A 20,681-nucleotide genomic window follows, 5' to 3' on the forward strand; every position below is an offset into this window, starting at 1 on the left:
GGAGATAATATTGGCGAAAAATAGGGTTGGCCTAAAGCCAGGCCAAACTGGATAAAAAAATAATCAGTTTATTTGTTTATTATCATTAAAAGAGCATCTAAGGTCGATTAGTGTCTTGAAAAAGAGCACAACATGGTCAACACTTAGGGTAGTTTAATAGTTTTTCGAGGATTCAAATATCCACTTTGAGAGACTAATTTGGTGCTCCTTATAGAGTAATAAATGACACGAATTACGGATCAATGAAATAAAAAAATAAGTCAAAACATTACAGGTGTTGAATGATCAGTGTTAGTACAAAAAATCCATGATTAGTGCCTTTTATCAAGAGGTGTTCAATGAATGATATGAAACAAGTCCAACTTAACCCTGACTGCCGATTTATTTGTTTAAAATGTGGCAAAGAGGATTCTTTAAGCCTCAACTTTCATTGTAAAGCGTGCAGTGGATTAATCGCCTGCGACTATCCAGGCACAGAATTTTCCATAGATATGCGCTATTCCGGGATCTGGCGTTTTCATAAAATTTTACCTATTTTATTTCATCCGTTTTATGATTGTACAGAAACTCCTTTGATTCCATTAGAAGAGGGTGAGAGCATCTTGTATGGGAAAAACGAAGGAGTATTGCCCAGTATCAGTACCAAATACAGGCAATGTGTTATGTCTGTTCCCAGTTTAATTGCACTGGGTTGCAAAGAAGTAGCTTTGGTGTCTTCGGGAAACACAGGTTCAAGCTACATGTATTGGGCCAATCTAGTTCAGGGGGCCTTACGAGTTCATATTTTTGCATCAACGCTTCATGCACAAAGACTTTATTTTACCAATCCCTATGCAACAGTCCATGTAGCAGAAAATAGCCTCTCTGCTGCAGATGAAGCCTGTATGGAATTTTCTAAAAAAGAACATATCTTTTATGAAGGAGGGTTCTTTAATCCCTTTAGACGTGAAGGTTTAAAAACCTCATACCTTGAAAGTTTATTACGAATGGATTGGGATGTGGATGTGTTTATTCAAGCGGTATCGAGTGGTATGGGCATTATTGGCTTTCACAGTCTCGTAAAATTGCTTTATAAACAAGGTTTTATAAAGAAAATCCCCAAAATTGTCTGTGTGCAACAAGATACCTGCCAACCTATGTGTCTCTCTTATAATGAAGGGGCGGCGGAGATCATTGAATCGTATATTCCAGAAGATCCCGTGGGTTCTGCCAAAGCAATTTTACGCAGCAATCCTAAAAAATCATATCCTTATGTCAAACAGGTGGTCGATGAAACGAATGGGTGTTTTTGCATGGTAACCCAGGACGAGATAGAGCACAGTTTTAATGTTTTGGCAAAAAAATACGTCAATGCATGTCATACTTCTGCCGCTACCGTGGCTGCATATGAGAAATTAAAAAACACTGGCTGGATTCAACCTGGCGATAGATGTGTCGCAATGTTGACTGGGGGATTATATCATGGACAGGATCTCTAATGACGAATACTATGAAGGTGTAGCTTACGCTCATTTCGGAGAGCTTGTGCAAGGCTGGTTGCCTTCCAATACTCCCTTTTTAGTGTCTTGCCCAATCACGGTGCGCTGTATTTGTCGTATTTTCAAACACATATTCGTTCAAGACCAAAATCTCGAATTCAAGAAAGCTCAATTTTTAGAGTTATTTAATAACCTGACGCACACATCAATCGACAATAAAATAATGTTTGAAAGTGTAATACCACGCGGTGTTGGCCTCGGAAGTTCTACTTGTGATCTGGTTGCCTTATTTCGTGCCTTAAATCTGATGGCTGGAAATCAGTATTCGAATGAACTATGTGGACAAATTTTATCGAAAATAGAACCCTCTGACAGTACATTATACCAAGGACTATTGGTGTTTAATCATTATACTTCCGAACCGATTTATTTTATTAAAAACATTATTTCCGACATGGTGATTGTGGGGGTATTTGATGACAAAATCGTCGATACAATTCAATACAATAAGACTGTATATTATTCTAAACGTGAACAAGACCGCTATGTCAACTTATTGAACGATTTTATCTACTCCTGCGAGCATGGGGATGAGGAATTATTTGGTTCTATCACCACCACAAGTTTCATAATGAATCAAAAACGCAATCCAAATCGATATGTGAAGCAATTAAAACAACTGATGGATGACAAAATTGTCTATGGATTAATTGGTTCTCATAGTGGTTCTTGCGCTGGAGTATATATATCCCTTCAAGACCATGAGCTACAAAACAAAATTGAATATATTAAAAGTTATTTGATCAAACAAGGGTTAAAGCCGCTGATCTTTCGAACCGATTTTGGGATGAACTCTTAGGTACTTGTTGGACCTATGCCCGACAGGGTGCTCACACTGATTTTTTATGGATTATATAGGTGAGAAGTCCATGCACGATATCATTATCATTGGCGGGGGTATAGCCGGGCTTTCATTAGCCTATCGATGCATGCAATCTCACAAAGTACTTTTGATTGAACAAAATGATTTTTTTAGCGGAACAACCTCGCAATCGCTAGCAGGGTTTTCATCGTCTTATTCTTCAGGACTCTTTACACCCTATCTGCAAGAGTGCATCAATTTCTACACTAACTTAAATCCAAACATCATCAAAGCACGTGGCCGCTTGATTTCCTCTTTGTTACCCGCCGGACACATGAAAGATCCTAGCTACAAAGACCTCATCACTCTATCTTCAGTTACTGATCTAACAAACTACGGTTTTGCATCCGAAACCATTGAAGCCACAAAGCATTTAATTGATTTTAATCAATTCAAAACCCTGTATTTTGAAAAAAACTATTTCGATCTGAACATAGAGAGCATTAAAAACGAACTCTTAACAGCTCTTCAGGCTTGTAAAAAAATAGCACTTCATCCATTTGAAACCGTCCTGAGCATTCAGAAGCAACACAATCTCTGGCAGATAAAAACTGCATTAACCACCTACAGAGCACCCATAGTGGTCAATGCATCCGGACCATGGACCACTCAATTGTTTAAAAATCAGCATGTTCATCTACAAAGAGAAGACTGTGCTTTGATTGGTTTTGAAGCTTTACCTGAGGAAGTCAACACTATCCCAGCCATCACTGACGATGTGATGAGTTTTTTCATAAAACCCAAGTTGCACCAGAACAATGAATTTATTTTGGCCTCCAACATCACAAAAAAGCCAATCAACGATCTCAGCACCTCTTCAGTGCCTGATAATAAAGCTATCGAACACATGCTTGATGTACTGAAACAAGTCATAGTTCCAATGCCTATCTTAAGATCGACCTGGGTCGGCATAAAAACTAGTACTGAAGATTCACTTCCCTTGATTGGTTTTGATGCGAACAAAGCAGGATTATTTTGGTACACTGGCTTTGCAGGATATGGCAATAAACTCGCTCCATTTTTCTCACAGATGGCCTTTGATCTAATCAATGAATCGAGTTCAATTAAGAATGAAATTGTAAATAAATTGTCACCCAAAAGATATTCTGACTCTCAAGAAGATCCCAGGATTGGATGCTAGTATTAATTCAGGAGTAGTTTTTTGTATCATTTTCAATTTTCAATCGAGGATACTATACTCAATTTAGGCATGTACCGCAAAGACACGTAGAGCCAATTTTTATAGAGTAGGCTAATGGAAACTACACTAAGTTGTATTGAGCTTATTGAACAATATTGTATAAATTATGAATCAAAACCTGCGTTTGGTTTTCGTAAAACAGAACTCATAAAATTTAATCATAGAAATAAAATACACTATTTACCTGAGTTTGAAACACTAAATTATAAGCAAGTCTGGCAACGAATATCATCCATTGCTACTGGATGGAATCATTCTAATTTTGTGGGCCCAAATGATTTTGTGGGTATTTGCGGATTCGGCAGTCCGGAGTTTGTTTTAGTTGAACTGTCCTGCCTCTATCTCTGTGCTATATCTGTTCCCTTGCAAACAAATATGAGAGAACAAGAACTGACAAAAATTGTTATAGATACGAATATGAGATGTTTAGTTGCTAGTTTAAAGCAATTACATTTGATTTGTAATGCAGTGACTCATTGCCCATCTGTGAAAAGCATTATTGTTATTGACTGTCATTTAGAAGATGAAGAACAATCCGATCTGCTCAATACCATGCGAGGGATGTTTAGACATAAAAAAATAAATTGTGACCTACTGACATTAGAGGATTTAGAGCGTTTGGGAAAACGACATGTAGTTTTGGAAAAAATCCTTCCTCAAAAAGGATCTGATCAACTTGTAACATTGGTTTACACTTCAGGAAGTACCGGTTTACCCAAAGGTGCTATGATCACTGAAAAAGCATGGAGGGAATTATGGAGTAAGCCCGGGTATTATAAACATGATCCGGATACCCCTTTAATCACACTCAACTTTATGCCGTTAAGCCATATGTTTGGACGCATGATTGTTATAAATTCTTTTATGCAGGGTGGAACTACCTACTTTGCTTTAGAATCAGATTTGTCCACTATTTTTGAAGACTTTCTCCTTGTAAGACCTACAGTTTTATATCTCGTCCCACGAATTTCTGAACTGATTTACCAGAATTTTCAAATAGCTGTAGTGAATCGTTTGCAAGCAAATAAAAATTCCAAAAGGTCAGATATAGAAAATGAAATCATATCTGAAATGAAATACAGAACTTTAGGGGATCGACTTTCTTATGCCATTACAGCATCAGCACCAACCTCACCTGAAGTAATGAGTTTTTTAAAACGTTGTTTTAATATACCCGTGATTGATGTCTATGGTTCTACGGAACTCGGCGTGTTGTTATTAAATAATCAAACATCACCACAAAATGTAATAGATTATAAGCTGGTTAGTATACCTGAGCTCAATTATTTCACTACGGATAAACCTTATCCCCGAGGTGAATTATATATGAAAACCAATCGTGCAATTATTGGCTACTATAAAGATCCGAGTGCAACTGCAGATTTATTTGATGCAGATGGATATATTAAAACAGGTGATATTGTTGAGGAACACGCGCCAAACACACTATTTTTGATTGATAGGGTAAAGAATGTTATTAAATTAGGAAGCGGCGAATTTGTTACTTTGTTGCGGTTAGAGCATCTTTTTTCAAGTGGCAGCAGATTAATTAAACAAATTTTCCTCTATGGAAGCAGTCAGCGCTCCTATCTTTTATCTGTCATAGTTCCCAATATTAGCCTTATAAATGAGAAGCTAGCTGAACAAGGTTTGCCCACAGATCCAATTCATGTGAAACAACTCTTGCTTCAGGAGATTCATTCAATTGCAAAATCAGAACAATTACGATCTTACGAAATTCCATTGGACATTATCATTGAAATGGAGCCATTTTCACAAGAAAATCAATTGGTCACTGAAAGTAATAAATTAGCACGAAACAATTTAAAGAAGAAGTATGAACAATCCTTAGAAAAACTGTATGAACAAATTGAACAAAAACAACTCGGGGATCTCGCCAACTTAGGACATACTGATCCAAGTACAGAGCATATAATCCGCGCCATTCTTGGAGTACCCAATGTTGAGTTTGGCAATTCCAGTTTTGTTGATTTAGGTGGCGATTCTTTGGATGCCGTACGATTAACGAATATGATTCAAAGTATTTATTCGATTTCAATACCCGTTAGTCTCATTTTAAATCCTACTTACAGCATAAGAAATTTAATCAAAGATGTGAACAATAAACGTCATGGCAAAACAGAGCGTATCAGAGCCCATGCTATTTCATTTACAGATGTACACCCATATAAAGCAAACACACCAGAAGAAATTAAACTGTTTGCTAGTGATTTAAAATTGTCGACATTTTTTAGTACCCATGAAATAGAACATGCCAAAACATTAGCTCAAGTAAAAAAAGGGGAAAAAAGTTCCAAAATATTATTAACTGGAGCAAATGGTTATCTGGGAAGATTTTTAGCATTGGCTTTATTAGAAAGATTATCGATTAATCATGGAACATTAGTATGTTTCGTTAGAGCACAAAATAACTCCCAGGCCCGTAATCGAATGTTAAATTGTTTTCAACACAGTGAATCAGCGCTTAAGGATCGTTTTATTCAACTAGCCCAAAAACATCTTGTTGTCTATGCCGCAGATTTAACCTCTCCTAACTTTGGTTTAAACGATGAAATTTATAATTTACTGGCAACTGAGGTTGATATGATTTTACATAATGGAGCACTTGTAAATCATGTTTTTTCCTATGAGCAATTATTTGAAACTAATGTAATGGGAACTGTGGAGGTCATCCGTTTTGCATTTAAAAATAAATTGAAACCAATAAGTTTTATTTCAACTGTAGCAGTTTCGAGGGGATTACAACATCGTTCTATTGTTTTAGAAACAGAAGATATTCGCGAACAATGGCCAATTCGTTATAACGGCAAAGGTTATGCAGAGGGTTATGCAACCAGCAAATGGGCAGGGGAGGTTTTGCTAAAAAATTTCAGTGAGGAATTTAATCTTCCTGTACATATATTTCGTTGTGGAATGATTCTCGCTCATAGTAACTATTCCGGTGAAATAAATACCGAGGATTTCTTTACCCGATTAATTGCTGGAATAATACAAACAAGAATAGCGCCAAAATCATTTTATAGAGTCGACAATGAAACCAGCTTCAAACCCTCATTTGATGGCCTCCCAGTCGACTTTATAGCTGACACAATAGCAGATGATGCATTAATAGCAGCGACGGGGCATGCTACCTACGTTGTTACTAATCCAACAGGAAATAGTACAGTCAACTTTGATGTCATCATAAATTGGATAGAACAATTAGGCTATAAATTAGATAAAATTGAACATTATGAAGAATGGTATCATGAATTTACCAAACGCTTAAAACGATTAACAAAAATACAAAAAAAATACTCACCATTGCATATCATATACAAATGGGAAAAACCCGGTGAGATTGAGCAGGAAATAAAACTAGATAATTCACAATTTTATAACTTGGTAAAACTGCACTCAGGTTCCGATCTACCAGTTATCAATAAGGCATTTATTAATAAATGTTTGATGGATATGTACACACTAAAAATAATCGGGTTACCGAAAAAGGGGAGGTAAGGATAAGGATTAGGATGCGCCATCAAAATCACATCTGCCTTAATATTATGTTAATACGAAACCAGTATAATTTAATTCAATTAAGGGCTCTATAGAGATACTTTCATGGCATTACTCAAAAAATCAGCAGGTTATTGTGCACTAGAGAATACCCTTTTAAGAGGGATGAATGATTATAATGAACTTACTTTTAATGAACAGAAGATTACTCCAATCATTTACAGGCGCAATAATCCATCTTTTCAAAATGTCCATCTAATAAATCTGGAAGCTGATTTATCAATTTGGAATAATGGGGCATGGTTCATCCTTAAACCACGTTTTTATAATCAAATAATACAAACTAATAGAGAAGACTTAAATCTCTTAATTAGTTCTTTTTTAGGTTTAAACGAAACAATAAATATAGATAAGGCATTATTAAATGAGGCACTCATTTTAAATACGAATAATGATGTCGTTTTTGACGCATTCATCATGATGAAAATCATGATGGAAAAGCTCAATCGGGTTTGTCCACAAAGGGCCACGGACTTTGAAGACTATCAAACAAAGAATTGGTTAAAACAATTAAGCCACCATGAACAAACCCTTGCAAGTTCCCTCTGGCCGGGCATTAAAGATAAAACCCTATGGCAGCAGAGCTTCAACTTAAATCTTGATGAAACAGTAGGGATGGTTTTTGCGTGTTTACAAGAAATGATTGCTCAAATTGCAATTAACAGCTGTTTACAAAGTATTGCTTTGAATGCAGGTTTAAAACATAAAAATCTGGGTGATTATAAGGATTCATTAAAGAAACAGGGGATATGTGATTTAACTACCCAAGACCTGGATACTCTAGCTGACTTTCTTTGTAGTTTGCCAGAAACCCAGAGAGTTTATGAATGGCTTGTTACGCAGGACAGTCAGATAGCTCGCACTTTATCGCAATTATTAGAGGCACTATTAGAACAACCTAAAAATGTGCAAAAATTTCTTCAAACTTTAAATTTACAACAAGGAACAGCCCAGTTAGAGCTTGAAAAAATTGAAGAAAAAGACAAATTAAAACTTCAAATAATCAAAGAAAACACAGTCTGTGCTAATCAGGTTTCATTATTGCTTGATAAATTATCACAAGAAATCCAAAATGAAGGATCTGCTGAGCAGATTTCAGCGATATCTGGGTTGAGGGAACAACTAAGGCCACATTTAGAAACACTTAAAACAGCCCAACTCGATAGAAATGCTTTTAAAGATCTCGCTACTGGTGCAATCAAAAGTATCCAGCCTCTCTTTAAAGAAGAGCCGAGCTGGTATAATTATTTTTCACAGCTTGCAAAACTAATAGCTAATTTTTTCATCGGTTTAGTAAATGACCGTGAAAAAGACCCAAATCGTTTTTTCAAATTAAATAAGGAAGAGGATATTATAAAATTTGAAATGAATATTGAGGCAGTTTGTGGCATTTGTTCCAATCCGGTAATTTAGCAGCACATCTCATCCAAGCCTTCAACCCTTTATTCCAAAAGCTCTTAGAGAAGATGTTTCGCTATGGTCATGTAGCAAATGCCTTGAATCAAATTAGTGGATTGGGTTTAATTATCGAAATATGTCATGTGTGGGTTTGGGTATCTAGTGACACTAAAAGATAGAAAGGGATTGTGAAGGATACTGGTTTTAAATTGGGGACTTAATTTGCTAAAATATAGTGTAAGGCACTGATAGTTAATACATTTATTCAATCATTGTCAGTTTGGGCTGGATATATGGAAAACCCGGATTAGGCTCTTTTTGCCAAAATCTAAAAACATCGGCCAACCGAGGAATGGATCGAAACCGAACAAACAAAAATTTCTGAAGTTTGCATTTTGAATCCCTAGTCGAAGAATAGAAAGAGGAACAAAAAGAGTGGCCAATAAACACATTAAAAGAATCATTCAATTAAAAGAAGATGGTCTCTTCGTGGGAGACTCCCTCCTCGAGTTAATGCAACTTTCAGCTGATGAATTTATCGCCCGTCTTAAATATTATCAATTGAAGGAGCGAATTTTGCCAGCACTGGGTGTAGAGGAAAATACGATTCTTTCCAACCCCGATGAATTTTTTGAACAATTAAAATCCGACGTACGACAATGTCATGATAATATTTGTGCTGATGTTATGGCTTTAGATGCAGCAATCCAAGAAAAACTAGTCGAGCCACTGCTACAAAATTCTTCGACAGAAGGGAATACGGTGACCTCTATTAATGGTGTAATTTCCAGCATTGCAAATTATCTCAACAACATGCCTAAAGAGTTGCTTTTTGCAGATGACAAGCAAATAGATGATCTTAAAGCCACCTATGTAGAAATAGTAGTGAACGAATGGTTTTCCATCAAAGATGATTTACTTTCAAACTACCGTTCACACGTAATTGATTGGTTGTATTTGAGCAAAGCAATATATCATCTGCTAAAAGCAATCATTCCAATTAGAAATCAAACCCCGATCAATCTTGATATGGTTTTTGAAAGTTGCAAGCAATGTCAAAATGAAGTGGATAAACTTCTTACCTCCACTATTGTCCTAAAGTATTTCCATGTTCTATTTGCTTTAAATGCAGCTCGTGCTGAACTGATTTGCAAGCAACCCGTGTTTAAATCTCAAAGATTCCCAGTAAATGAATTTGGCAAGTTAGTTGAAGAATTAATTATCGTAGAAAATAAACTAAAAACTCTACTTATAGATCAAGGTGACGTGGCGGGGGCTACTAAACTGGATAATGTCACGGATGATATTAATAATAGAAAAATAACAGTTGCACTTGACAGCATAAATAAAAATATTGGAATAATTATCGCCAATATCCGCCGCCAATTATTCAAGGTTCAAAATAATGAATTAATTAAGGATAAAGTTAATCCAGATACGAACTTATATTTCCAAGTTGGTTTATGTTTTCTGGTTGAAAATGTATCGATGTATCGACCAAGTTTCACTTACAAGATTTCCAAAAATGTCACCTTCGCTATACCCTATGAAGTTGAAAAGGAAATGCCTAAAATATTTTCAACTGGTCTTATCCATAAAATGAAAGCAAACAAACTTTTACCTTTTATGTTTTTTTCCGGAGAGACTTTTCCAGGTAATCATGAAACCACTTCTTTTCCTAGTGAAAGCAATATCCCTCGGTTATAAAAGCAAGGGTTTTACCCCATATCGGCCTAAAAGGAGTGCTGATAGTTTAAGACGGATAACACGAAAAATTTGCGTTCTTTAGGTAACTATTGAATGAACGCTATTCGAGAAAAGTACGACAGTGTGCAGTTTTCAGGAAAAGTTCAGCTCCAACTTGCTTAATAATAGACCTCTTTCACAGGACGATATTGCATACTCGAGAGTCAGTAGCATCATGATTTAATTAAAAGTAGATCTGAAACAAATAGTCAATTTAATTGACTTGATTGAGAATAAATTGCTCAATATCTTTCCCTTGTTTCGTCAGAGTTATCAACTGGCTTAACGTTCACGCAGGGCGGAATGTTTGGCTTTTATTATGGGTTTAAGTATGTACTCTAAAACTGATTTCTTACCCGTGAGTATATCAACTGTAGCGAGCATACCTGGAATGATGGGCAATGGTTTTTGAGCCGTTCCCAAGTGATTTTTATAAGTACGAACCCGTATTACGTAATAACTTTCATTTTTTTTATCATTTTCATCAATAATAGTATCAGCACTAATTTGCTCTACTTCACCTTCTAGTCCACCATAGATTGAAAAATCATAAGCTGTAATCTTTACAACTGCTTTTTGCCCTGGATGGATAAACCCAATATCAGCTGGTCTTATTTTAGCCTCTATCAGGAGTGTATCATCAAGGGGGACGACTTCAATAATATCACTTCCGGGTTGAACCACACCGCCGATAGTGGTTGTTTTAATTTGCTTTATAATCCCGTAAACCGGGGATCTTACTGTAGTGCGAGTTAAACGATCCTTATCTGCTTTATTCGCTTCAATTAAGGCCGATAGGTCGCCTCGGGCTTTATTTAATTTATCCAACTCATCGGATTTAAATTTATCAATGTTTCCTTTTATTTCGTTTACAGTCCTATCCAGACGGATTACTTCAACTTCAGAAACAGAGCCATTTTTTAATAAAGGACGAGTCATATCTAATTCTTTTTGTGCTAATTCAAGAGACTTTATCAGTTGCACTAATTCTCTCATTCGTGATTCGTAGAGTGATTGCTGGTCTTTAACAAGGCTAGGATAACTCTTTTTAAGATCCTCCGGAAAGGCAGGTTCAGTCTGACTTATTTCCGCATTAATCCTTATAATTTCCAATTTCAGAGCATCAATTTTTTTCTCTGCTTCTGCATAACTTGACATAAATCGAGTATTGTCAATTTGCATCAATATTTGATCTTTCTTAACTATTTCCCCTTCTTTAACAAAGATCTTCTGTATGATACCCCCTTCAAGATTTTGGATAACCTGTATCTCACTGGATGGTATGACCTTGCCTTCACCAGTCGTCACCTCATCAAGTATTGCGTAATTAGCCCATATTATAGCAACTAAAATGAATACTGCTGATGTCCATAAAATAATATGGGCAAAAGCTCGAGACTTGTGAGTTTTACTCATGTTATTGTTTCCTTATAGTCACGCCGGCTTTAAGGGCATTGAGTACTGCTTCTTTAGATCCATCAGCAATTACTTTACCATTTTCTAGGACTATTATTCTATTGACCAACTCAAGCATGGACAATTTATGGGTAATTAAAATTAGAGTATGATTATCATCGAGATACTCATGTAACCTTTTTTTAATTTGCCGTTCATTATTATCATCCATGGCAGAAGTAGGCTCATCCAAAAGCAAAATATTTGGACCCATAATTAAGGACCGGGCAACAGCAATGGATTGCCTTTGGCCTCCAGATAATTCGGAGCCTTTTTCACCGACAGGTCGATCAAAGCCTTTCGGATGATTGTTAGTAAATTGGGTAACTCCGGCAATGTCAGCTGCGTTTAAAAGGGCGCTATCATGTATAAAGGGCGCACCAACACATATATTATCTCTAATGCTTCCGTAAAATAAAATAACATCCTGAGGCACATAACCAATTTGTTGACGCAAATCATCCGGATTAATTTGTTTATAGTCTGTACCATCCATAAGAATGGTACCTTCTGTAGGTGTGTATAATTTTAACAATAATTTACCTAATGTTGATTTACCAGAGCCAACACGTCCTATTATTGCAACGCGCTCTCCAGTTTTTATTTTAAAATTAATGTTTTCAAGGACATTCACATCGTCATCTTTGTAATGAAATGAAACATGTTTAAATTCGATGTCGCCTTTTAGTGCTGGTCGGTGAAGAAAACGAGCATCCTCACTAATATCAGTCTCCAGCTGCATGATATTATTTAATGATTCCAAAGCGTTCATTGATTGGAAATAGCGTGTGAATAGAGTTGAAACCTGCGCCATAGGCGCCAAGGCGCGACCTGTTAATATGGTACAAGCAATTAAGCCCCCTGTGGTTAACTCATTATTTGAAATCATATACACACCAGCAATAACAATTGCTATAGTAGCTACTTGCGTAGCAAGATTGGTGATACTGATACTCGTATTCGATACAAGTCTTAGACGCATAGCATTTTTCGAAGCCTCATTAACAATTCTCTCCCATCGGGATTGGAGAATGGATTCAGCACCCGTTGTTTTAACAGTTTCTATTGTTGATAAGGATTCAAATAAGGTAGCTTGTTTTTCAGAGGCATATTGATAAGCCTTTCTTGTTAACCGAATCAATGGCCATTGAAGAAGGAGGCCAATAATTAAAATTATGGGTATTACAAGAAAGGGTATCCAAAATAGACTGCCGCCAATCAAATAAACAACAAATAAAAAGATACATACGAAAGGAAGATCGACCAAGATGGTCATTGTGCTTGACGTGATGAAATCTCGGAACATCTCAAACGATTGCACCGTGTTTGCCAATGAACCAACAGAACGTGGCCTGTTAGACATACTTAATCCAAGAACCTGCTGAAAAATAACAGCCGATAACTCGAGATCACTGTGTTTATTTGCTACATCAATGAAATAAGATCGTAAGGTTTTTAGTAGCATATCGAAAATAAAGACAACAGCAACACCACTGGCTAAAACCCACATCGTATCAATTGCATGATTAGGTACAACCCGGTCGTACACATTCATGGTGAATAAGGGAATAACTAAAGCGAAAATGTTAACTAACAAAGAAGCAAGCAACACTTCAGAATAAAGTGGCCATGATTTAATCATTACACTCCAAAACCAGTTTTTAGACTCTTTTTTTAATGTTTCCTGAGATCGGTGTGAATGCTTAAATTGTTGGGACACCAAAATAACCTGCCCACTTAGCTCCGGCGCAACATCGTTAAGTTCAACACGAGTATCTGGAGTCTTTGGATCAAGAACTGTTTTCTTTCCTTCGTCATCCAATATCAATAAAACAGCACCACCATCATTTTTAAGCAATACAAGTGGAACATCTTCGTCATCAATATCGTCAGGTTTAATTGTTTTTAATTCAGCATCAAGTGAGGCTCGTCCAGCAGATCTTGGAAACAACTCAACGGTTAGTTTATTATCAACCAAGGGTAGACGTGCCACAAGGGAGAGTGGAGAGAATGGGTTTTGATAATACCTTGTAAGTAAAACAAGGCATGCTAAAAGCGGATCGTTTTCGGCAGTGTCGCCAAGATCAACGTGAGACCATGATTGCCTTCGTGGAGTTGTCATAGTATCCATAATTTATTGTTTTAAATAAGTATATACTTAAATCAAATAAATTGTGATTTTTAAACTCAAACAGTATATTTAGGTTTGTTAAAAGGCTTTAACGATTCAGATATCTGTTTATAGAGTTCAGGCAACCATCTTGGTTGAGCAAATGTAGAAGTTGATGGTTTTTGATGGCGCAAATCGTTTGGAGCGATAATGAGTTGTATATTATTTAATCCAACACGTCTGGCCAATATAAACAACTGATCAATAGCCAGATCACCTATTGCCAGACAGCCTACGGATAAATTACGTCCATGGATAAAAATATTATTCCCTAATTCCCTGCGACCATCCAAATATCCCTTTTCACGATCAAAACTATTAGGATAATTAATCATCATAGATAAATGCATGCTGCTGAATGGGTTGAAATTAACCAGTTTATAAACGCCTTCAGGAATTTGCTTATCATTTTCGCGCAATTTAGGACCTAAACGACCACTAAATCCAGTTAAAGGATAGTTATGTATGTGTGTCCAGTCCTGATTTGGATTTTTTGCCCACAGCTCTACCTTACGTTCAGATTTGAATGCAAGCAATGCTATCTCGCGTGGAGGATAGCTAACTCCCGCTTTGGAAAAAAATGAAATCAACTGGGGTTCTGCTCTCAATCCATAACGTTTTATTGCATGATCTATAGCTTCATCCCAATTCAACTTTGGCGCCATTGAATAGGCGCTTAGGGATAGGAATATAAAAACTATAAAAATCAAACGTCTCATGTAAGTACTGGATTCGTAAATTATAGGCATAGTATCAAATAATAATCTTAAGAACAATTTGCAAAATTAATTCTCTAATTCGTTTCTACTCTTTTTTTTTGTAACAATAACATTTGCTTTTTACTCGGTACAGATAATTGTGTCGTAATAAAATCAGGACTTATTTCCAAACGTCCTATGGAAGGTACTAATCCATAATGATTAGGACATAGATAAAGCACTGAACCATCAGCTGCAACCTTATAAAATATGTATCTATAGGAACAATACTCAGGCTTTTGTAGCAAAGCAACCTGCATGACAGGAGTACCTGTCATTCTATTTTCAATAAAATAAGCATTAATCCAAAGATTCGTTATGAGCAGGAGGCTTCCAATAACAATAACTGATTGAATAAGCGTACTAACGTATCGGAACAGGGAGCTATCGCTGCTTAAATGATCAATTACCTTAACTAAGGAAACAAAAAGGATGATTAAATTGGCAGAATAGATTGCAGCATTCACATAATTAAAATAAGTGCCTAGAATTTCTCCGCCAGAACTTTGGAAATGAATTACTAATGCGATAAGACTTAACCATAATGCAGAAATAACATAATAGATTGCTTTTCTTTTGATTCCAATAATTAAAAGTACTAAAGCCATTAATGGAAAAAGAGAGTGAATAACTTTAGCTAAGTTGTACATTGATCCATTCCCTTGTTATACGATGGTTATTTTATAAAAGTTCTATATTTATATCAGTAATTTAATTTCATAGCTAGTAGCATATTCTGCTCTGCTTCATTTAAATAGGCACAAACAACTAATCCCATCCATCATTTATCCTTTTTCACAAAACTGAAGAATAAATGGAATAAATCGAATTCTACACAAGAAGCCATATTCAATTCGAAGAGCTAGGATTTCTAATTAACAGTATGTAGGGAGTGGTTGGATAGGAGCTGGGTCTAATCATGTCATGAGGTACTTCTATTCGTCGCAGGGTAAATTGATTTAATGCAGGAAGTATAAAAGGAATGGGGTTTATCAGTTGATTTAAAGCATTGTGATTGTTCTTTTGCTTTTCCTTAATATGGATGTTTTGATGAACTGTGCCTATCCATATAGGATGCTCAAAATTATTGATAAAGTAATTTGACTCCCATAAAGTCAACTCCAGAATCAACTTTGATTTATTATCCTGATAAGTCATCAGCAGTGCCGGGCGTTTGTTTTCGAATAACTGGGCTAGTAAAGGTAGCTTGATTGTTTCATTTGATTTGTTCATTCTTAAAAGTAGTTTTGTAAAGAAGGACTCAGTATGAGACTTCCATCCATGCTGTTCCAAACTGGCTACCAACAAATCCAGATTACCGTAATATTGTAGATTTAACAGACTAATTCTGTGACCTATCCGGTTTAATCTGTATAAAGGTAAAACAGGATTTAATTGGTTCCACCATGCACTCTCTGTCAATGTATACTCTTTATGATAAGGAGCATGATTATGGACGAGAATCTTATAATTCATGTTGGTTGAAACGGCGGTGAAAACTATGATGGTAACCAGTACCGTTAATATTTTTTCTACAGACTCTCCTTTTCTCGAGGCTATATAATTTGATTTTCGATAGATAATCCAATGAATTAAACATACGATAATACCGAGCAGATAAGCTGCGACTACATCTGTAAGCCAATAGTCTCCTAAATAAATTACCGCAAAACCGCTTAATCCGAGAAATATTAATATAATGGTTCTGAATGTGTTGGTCAGTAGTGAATGGTTGTTGTTGATGTAAAATAAAATAAATCCATACAATGCTGTGGCGAGAACGAGATTCGTTACCGGAAATGAAGAACCTGACATAGTGATCAGCAACCCCTGTGGTCTTGGGGTGTTATGGACATAAGATAATAAAACAATAATCACCACACTAAAAAATAAGACGCTGCTTAAATAGGCTATTATTTTATAATTGCGATGACAGAACGCCCATATACAGCAAACCAGAAATAATCCTGTTAAAGTGAGTGTACTGGTTAATTGCGCACAAATAATAAATACGGACTCCAATAAGGATGTATGTAAACTTTGAGTGAACAGATGTATTGGAATATCAATGGCTTGGAGCCATTGTGTCGTCATACCTAATATGAGTAAGACTAAAAAAAACAATAAAAAAAACGCCGTTAACAACAATAATCCTGCGGTAGAATAATGATCTTTTTCTTCTTCAGGAGTTATAGCATTAAATACTCTGAATAATTTTGAATTATTTTTTGAATGGAGCCAAAAATCATGTAAATTCTTTTTTAAAAATAAATTAATTTTGAGAAAGGCTGATTTTATAAAAACACTGGCGAACCAAACTCCAGCCAGGATAACCAAAATTAGAAGAAATAAGCGTGTAGCCCCTTCAGTAGATAGTTCATGTCCTGCTGTGCCAATTAAAACTCCTGGCATAACATATAAAAAAGACCATCCAATTGCGGATAATACATTCGCAATCAAAAATCGCCATTGTTTCATATGCATTATTCCAGCTATAACAGGAATAATGGATCTCAAAGGTCCAACAAAACGACCAATCAAAACACTTTTGCCACCATGTTTTGAAAAGAAATCTTTACCATATTTAAGTAAATTAGGGTATTTTTTAAAGGGCCAGACTTCAAGAAGTTGATCGCTGTAAAAATAACCTAAAAAGTAACTCAAACTATCACCACAGACTGCGCCTAAAGTTGCGGCAATCAGAGTAAGATCGATGCGCATAATCCCGGAACCAGCAAGTATGCCAATCGCAGTCATGGTAACTGAACCTGGGACTATACTTCCTATTATTGCTAATGATTCAGTTAAGGCAATAATAAACGTTATAAATAAAGACCAATGAGGATTTGCCTGCAACCAGCTGGTAAGTGGATGAACATAATCAGCAAACAAATTCATAGTATCTCATTGGCAAAATTGATTAATAAAACTTTGTTCAAAACGCTGACTTACTTCTTCGAGTTGAATTTCCGGATAAAAATAACTCATTTGCGTCATTTCCATTTTTGCATAACCACAGGGATTAATTCCTGAAAATGGTGTTAAGTCCATATCAATGTTTAAGGCAATTCCGTGGTATGTGCAACCGTTTTTTACTCTTAAACCAATAGAAGCTATTTTTTTATCAGAAACGTAAACACCGGGCGCTCCACATTGAGTAGTGCCTGATATTGAATAATGAGCCAAGGTAGTTATTAGAACCTGTTCCAGCTGAGAAACCAGGGTTCTTATTCCCAGGTTCCGTCTTCGTATATCCATCATGACATAAGCTACTAACTGCCCAGGACCGTGATAAGTTACCTGTCCACCACGATCTGATTGTACAATTTTAATAGCATTGGAATTAAGAATATGTTCTGGTTTGCCGGCCTGTCCTTGGGTATAAACAGGAAAATGTTGTAACAACCAGAGTTCATCAGGACTGTGTTCATCCCTGTTAATAGTGAACTCTTTCATTCGATGCCAAACTTCATCGTAATCTTGTATGCCTAAGCTGTGAATATTCATCATAAAACCATTTTCACATCAGGATGTTTGGTAAGATCCTGATAAAATGAATCGAGCATTTCCTGGTTTAGGGCACATACAGTTACAGTGATTGCCAAATAGCTGCTCTTTTCACTTAATTTATGAGTCAAATTATCATGATTAAAATCAGGAAAGTGCTGATTGACTATCATTCTGATTTCTTCCAGAAAAACCTCGGAATTAGCACCGATAATTTTAATGGGGAAATCACATGGAAATTCTATAATTGATTTTTTAGTCATAATTTAATTTATTAATCGTTGATATGATTCATTTATTATACGCCAATAATCTCCAACATGACCTTGATTAATGAGCGAATCATTAAGTCTAGTGATTGGAAAAATTTCTTTGGTAGTACTGCTGATCCAGAGTTCTTTTGCATTAAATAATTCAGAAGCCTCAATATTATCTTCAATAAAATTCAAGTTTAAGTCATTTATTAACTCAATAGCTACTTGTCGAGTGACTCCCGGTAAACAAAAATGAGTTAATTTAGGAGTTTTAATTACATTCTCATTAGTAACAATAAATACATTGGATGTACTTCCTTCAGTAACAAGTCCATCCCGTACCAGAATTGACGTGTTAAAACCTGAAGATACAGCTTCATCATTCAGTAATATATTGGCGAGCAGCGAGGTTGTCTTAATATCACAGCGATCCCAGCGTATGTCTTCTATCAATTTTGCATTTAGTCCTCGTTCTTTTTCCTGTTGAGTCGGGTAGGAAGTATGTAGCGTAAATGCAATAACGGAAGGTTTAATTTCAGATGGAATATCGTGCTTACGAGCGCCTTGATTACCTCGAGTAACCTGAATGTATACCTGTAAATCACCAGCATCATTTGCAGAAATAAGCTTATGGATTAGTTTATTCCAATCGATATCTGGCGTCTCAATTTTAATTTTTTGTAAATTAGAATTGAGACGCTCTATATGTCGCTCTACAAAATAGGGTTGGCCATGATAAACGGGTAATACTTCATAGACTGCATCCCCAAAAAGAAAACCTCGATCAAAGATTGAAATTTTGGCTTCCGACAATTTACAGTATTCTCCGTTAACATATGCGATATTCATATATCGATGACCCTAAGAGCCAAACCATCGTTTGAAGGCCAAGCGAATTGAATCCTTAGTACGTGTGTAAAAACCGCCGGTATCAATGGTTTGAAGTGCGTAAAGAGGTCGAGTAGAAATGATGTTATTATCAAATTGAACTACCAAATCCCCAACTTTATCCCCTTTTTTAACAGGAGCTTGCAAATAGGCAGGTATTTTGGTTGAAATATTAAGTCTTTGGTATTGACCTGCAGGTATCGTAATAAACTGATCGTCAGTCAAACCAACAGTAACTTTATCTACTGAACCTTTATAAAGAGGAAGCTCCGTTATGGATTGACCCGATTTATAGAGTTGATGGGTTTCAAAAAATCTAAATCCATAATTGAGTAATTTTTCACTATCATCAGCACGTGATGAATCGTTTGGCTCACCTAGTACAACTGCCAGTAAACGCATGTTGTCACGTTTTGCTGATGAAACAAGACAAAACCCAGCTTCATTAGTATGACCAGTTTTTATTCCATCTACCTGGTTATCGCGCCATAACAATCGATTTCTATTCGGTTGACGAATACCATTATATGTAAACCATTTTTGTTTATACCATCCATAATATTGAGGAAAGTCAGAGATCAGCGCTCGACCCAAAATAGCTAAATCTTTTGCTGTAGTATATAAATTGGGGTCAGGAAGCCCGGTACTGTCAGTAAAGTGACTGTTCTTCATTCCCAGATTTTGAGCCTGTTGATTCATTATTTCAGTAAATGCACCTTCAGTACCACCAATGTGTTCGGCCATTGCGACACAGGCATCATTTCCTGAATCAACAATAATACCTTTTAACAATTCTTCAACTGAAACCTGTTGACCTTCTTTAATAAACATGCGTGAACCGCCAATTTTCCATGCATCACGACTCACCCGTACACTATCATTTAAATGAATTTGTTCATGATGCAGCGCATTAGAAACTACATACAAAGTCATCATTTTAGTCAGGCTTGCAGGAGGTAAACGTTCATCACTGTTTTTTTCAGCAATAATTTTTCCACTATTCACATCAATTAGAATATATGCTTTCGCGTTTAAAACAGGGGCAGCAGGAGTTACTAGTGGTTTATTGGATATAGTGGGCGAGGGTTTCACAAGATCTGTGGGTAAAGAGTCCTCGGCAACCGAATTGCTGGATTGAACAAATAATGTAATAAAAAACAGGGTCGTCAATAAAAAAGACGTGGCTTTAGTCATGTTGTTACCTGATGTAGTTGCAAAATGCAGTTATCTTAACACAGCCTTTTGCAGGCATCCAAATAGCATGATGAAAATATTGATATTATTTTCAGTGAATTTCCAATATTCCAAATTAATTAAATACAAAA

General features: G+C 36.1%; 15 protein-coding genes. 6 read left to right on the top strand and 9 right to left on the bottom strand.

What is annotated here, in order from left to right:
- The first annotated feature begins 338 nt into the window (after nucleotides 1–338).
- The 6 genes from IZU94_RS04530 (at nucleotide 339) to IZU94_RS04555 (ending at nucleotide 10,285) form a co-directional block, all read left to right on the top strand.
- The gene (locus tag IZU94_RS04530) at nucleotides 339–1,478 is read left to right on the top strand and encodes a pyridoxal-phosphate dependent enzyme (RefSeq protein ID WP_203108443.1); all 1,140 of its coding nucleotides are present in this window, start codon (nucleotides 339–341) and stop codon (nucleotides 1,476–1,478) included.
- The gene (locus IZU94_RS04535) at nucleotides 1,462–2,337 is read left to right on the top strand and encodes a GHMP family kinase ATP-binding protein (protein WP_203108445.1); all 876 of its coding nucleotides are present in this window, start codon (nucleotides 1,462–1,464) and stop codon (nucleotides 2,335–2,337) included. Before IZU94_RS04530 ends, IZU94_RS04535 begins: the two co-directional genes overlap by 17 nt.
- Before the next feature lie 70 nt (nucleotides 2,338–2,407).
- The gene (locus IZU94_RS04540) at nucleotides 2,408–3,541 is read left to right on the top strand and encodes an NAD(P)/FAD-dependent oxidoreductase (protein ID WP_203108447.1); all 1,134 of its coding nucleotides are present in this window, start codon (nucleotides 2,408–2,410) and stop codon (nucleotides 3,539–3,541) included.
- A 114-nt stretch (nucleotides 3,542–3,655) separates the two neighbouring features.
- Nucleotides 3,656–7,120 (top strand): thioester reductase domain-containing protein, encoded by a 3,465-nt coding sequence (locus IZU94_RS04545; protein ID WP_203108449.1) that lies wholly within the window; start codon nucleotides 3,656–3,658, stop codon nucleotides 7,118–7,120.
- A 105-nt stretch (nucleotides 7,121–7,225) separates the two neighbouring features.
- Nucleotides 7,226–8,593: a hypothetical protein gene (locus tag IZU94_RS04550; RefSeq protein WP_203114029.1), complete on the top strand. Its 1,368-nt coding sequence runs from the start codon at nucleotides 7,226–7,228 to the stop codon at nucleotides 8,591–8,593.
- Between the two features lie 420 nt (nucleotides 8,594–9,013).
- Nucleotides 9,014–10,285 (top strand): hypothetical protein, encoded by a 1,272-nt coding sequence (locus IZU94_RS04555; protein WP_203108453.1) that lies wholly within the window; start codon nucleotides 9,014–9,016, stop codon nucleotides 10,283–10,285.
- A gap of 321 nt (nucleotides 10,286–10,606) precedes the next feature.
- Here the strand turns inward: IZU94_RS04555 and IZU94_RS04560 are convergent, their stop codons facing one another.
- The 9 genes from IZU94_RS04560 to IZU94_RS04600 all read right to left on the bottom strand — a co-directional run bounded on the left by IZU94_RS04560 (nucleotide 10,607) and on the right by IZU94_RS04600 (nucleotide 20,550).
- Nucleotides 10,607–11,740 (bottom strand): HlyD family type I secretion periplasmic adaptor subunit, encoded by a 1,134-nt coding sequence (locus IZU94_RS04560; RefSeq protein ID WP_203108455.1) that lies wholly within the window; start codon nucleotides 11,738–11,740, stop codon nucleotides 10,607–10,609.
- Nucleotide 11,741: 1 nt separating this feature from the next.
- Entirely contained in the window at nucleotides 11,742–13,901 is a 2,160-nt protein-coding gene (locus tag IZU94_RS04565) for a type I secretion system permease/ATPase (protein ID WP_203108457.1), read from the bottom strand.
- 65 nt (nucleotides 13,902–13,966) lie between these two features.
- The gene (locus IZU94_RS04570; RefSeq protein WP_238400680.1) at nucleotides 13,967–14,698 is read right to left on the bottom strand and encodes a L,D-transpeptidase family protein; all 732 of its coding nucleotides are present in this window, start codon (nucleotides 14,696–14,698) and stop codon (nucleotides 13,967–13,969) included.
- A 44-nt stretch (nucleotides 14,699–14,742) separates the two neighbouring features.
- On the bottom strand, nucleotides 14,743–15,357 hold the full coding sequence (locus IZU94_RS04575; RefSeq protein WP_203108461.1) for a type I secretion system protein LssZ: 615 nt from the start codon (nucleotides 15,355–15,357) through the stop codon (nucleotides 14,743–14,745).
- Nucleotides 15,358–15,556: 199 nt separating this feature from the next.
- The gene (locus IZU94_RS04580; RefSeq protein WP_203108463.1) at nucleotides 15,557–17,605 is read right to left on the bottom strand and encodes a VTT domain-containing protein; all 2,049 of its coding nucleotides are present in this window, start codon (nucleotides 17,603–17,605) and stop codon (nucleotides 15,557–15,559) included.
- Between the two features lie 6 nt (nucleotides 17,606–17,611).
- The gene (lipB, locus tag IZU94_RS04585) at nucleotides 17,612–18,214 is read right to left on the bottom strand and encodes a lipoyl(octanoyl) transferase LipB (protein ID WP_203108605.1); all 603 of its coding nucleotides are present in this window, start codon (nucleotides 18,212–18,214) and stop codon (nucleotides 17,612–17,614) included.
- On the bottom strand, nucleotides 18,214–18,477 hold the full coding sequence (locus tag IZU94_RS04590; protein WP_203108465.1) for an HP0495 family protein: 264 nt from the start codon (nucleotides 18,475–18,477) through the stop codon (nucleotides 18,214–18,216). The genes lipB and IZU94_RS04590 overlap by 1 nt, the downstream gene beginning before the upstream one ends.
- A 3-nt stretch (nucleotides 18,478–18,480) precedes the next feature.
- Entirely contained in the window at nucleotides 18,481–19,317 is an 837-nt protein-coding gene (locus IZU94_RS04595) for a D-amino acid aminotransferase (protein WP_203108467.1), read from the bottom strand.
- A gap of 12 nt (nucleotides 19,318–19,329) precedes the next feature.
- Complete coding sequence (locus IZU94_RS04600) at nucleotides 19,330–20,550, bottom strand: D-alanyl-D-alanine carboxypeptidase family protein (protein WP_203108469.1); 1,221 nt, start codon at nucleotides 20,548–20,550, stop codon at nucleotides 19,330–19,332.
- Nucleotides 20,551–20,681: the final 131 nt, after the last annotated feature.

This window comes from Legionella bononiensis (assembly GCF_016786215.1).
GTDB classification, from domain to species: Bacteria; Pseudomonadota; Gammaproteobacteria; order Legionellales; family Legionellaceae; genus Legionella; species Legionella bononiensis.

Excerpts from the sequence above, each read along its gene's own strand:
- IZU94_RS04530 (WP_203108443.1), top strand. The coding sequence starts at position 339 with ATGAATGATATGAAACAAGTCCAACTTAACCCTGACTGCCGATTTATT.
- IZU94_RS04535 (WP_203108445.1), top strand. The coding sequence starts at position 1,462 with ATGGACAGGATCTCTAATGACGAATACTATGAAGGTGTAGCTTACGCT.
- IZU94_RS04540 (WP_203108447.1), top strand. The coding sequence starts at position 2,408 with ATGCACGATATCATTATCATTGGCGGGGGTATAGCCGGGCTTTCATTA.
- IZU94_RS04545 (WP_203108449.1), top strand. The coding sequence starts at position 3,656 with ATGGAAACTACACTAAGTTGTATTGAGCTTATTGAACAATATTGTATA.
- IZU94_RS04550 (WP_203114029.1), top strand. The coding sequence starts at position 7,226 with ATGGCATTACTCAAAAAATCAGCAGGTTATTGTGCACTAGAGAATACC.
- IZU94_RS04560 (WP_203108455.1), bottom strand. The coding sequence starts at position 11,740 with ATGAGTAAAACTCACAAGTCTCGAGCTTTTGCCCATATTATTTTATGG.
- IZU94_RS04565 (WP_203108457.1), bottom strand. The coding sequence starts at position 13,901 with ATGACAACTCCACGAAGGCAATCATGGTCTCACGTTGATCTTGGCGAC.
- IZU94_RS04570 (WP_238400680.1), bottom strand. The coding sequence starts at position 14,698 with ATGCCTATAATTTACGAATCCAGTACTTACATGAGACGTTTGATTTTT.
- IZU94_RS04575 (WP_203108461.1), bottom strand. The coding sequence starts at position 15,357 with ATGTACAACTTAGCTAAAGTTATTCACTCTCTTTTTCCATTAATGGCT.
- IZU94_RS04580 (WP_203108463.1), bottom strand. The coding sequence starts at position 17,605 with ATGAATTTGTTTGCTGATTATGTTCATCCACTTACCAGCTGGTTGCAG.
- lipB (WP_203108605.1), bottom strand. The coding sequence starts at position 18,214 with ATGAATATTCACAGCTTAGGCATACAAGATTACGATGAAGTTTGGCAT.
- IZU94_RS04590 (WP_203108465.1), bottom strand. The coding sequence starts at position 18,477 with ATGACTAAAAAATCAATTATAGAATTTCCATGTGATTTCCCCATTAAA.
- IZU94_RS04595 (WP_203108467.1), bottom strand. The coding sequence starts at position 19,317 with ATGAATATCGCATATGTTAACGGAGAATACTGTAAATTGTCGGAAGCC.
- IZU94_RS04600 (WP_203108469.1), bottom strand. The coding sequence starts at position 20,550 with ATGACTAAAGCCACGTCTTTTTTATTGACGACCCTGTTTTTTATTACA.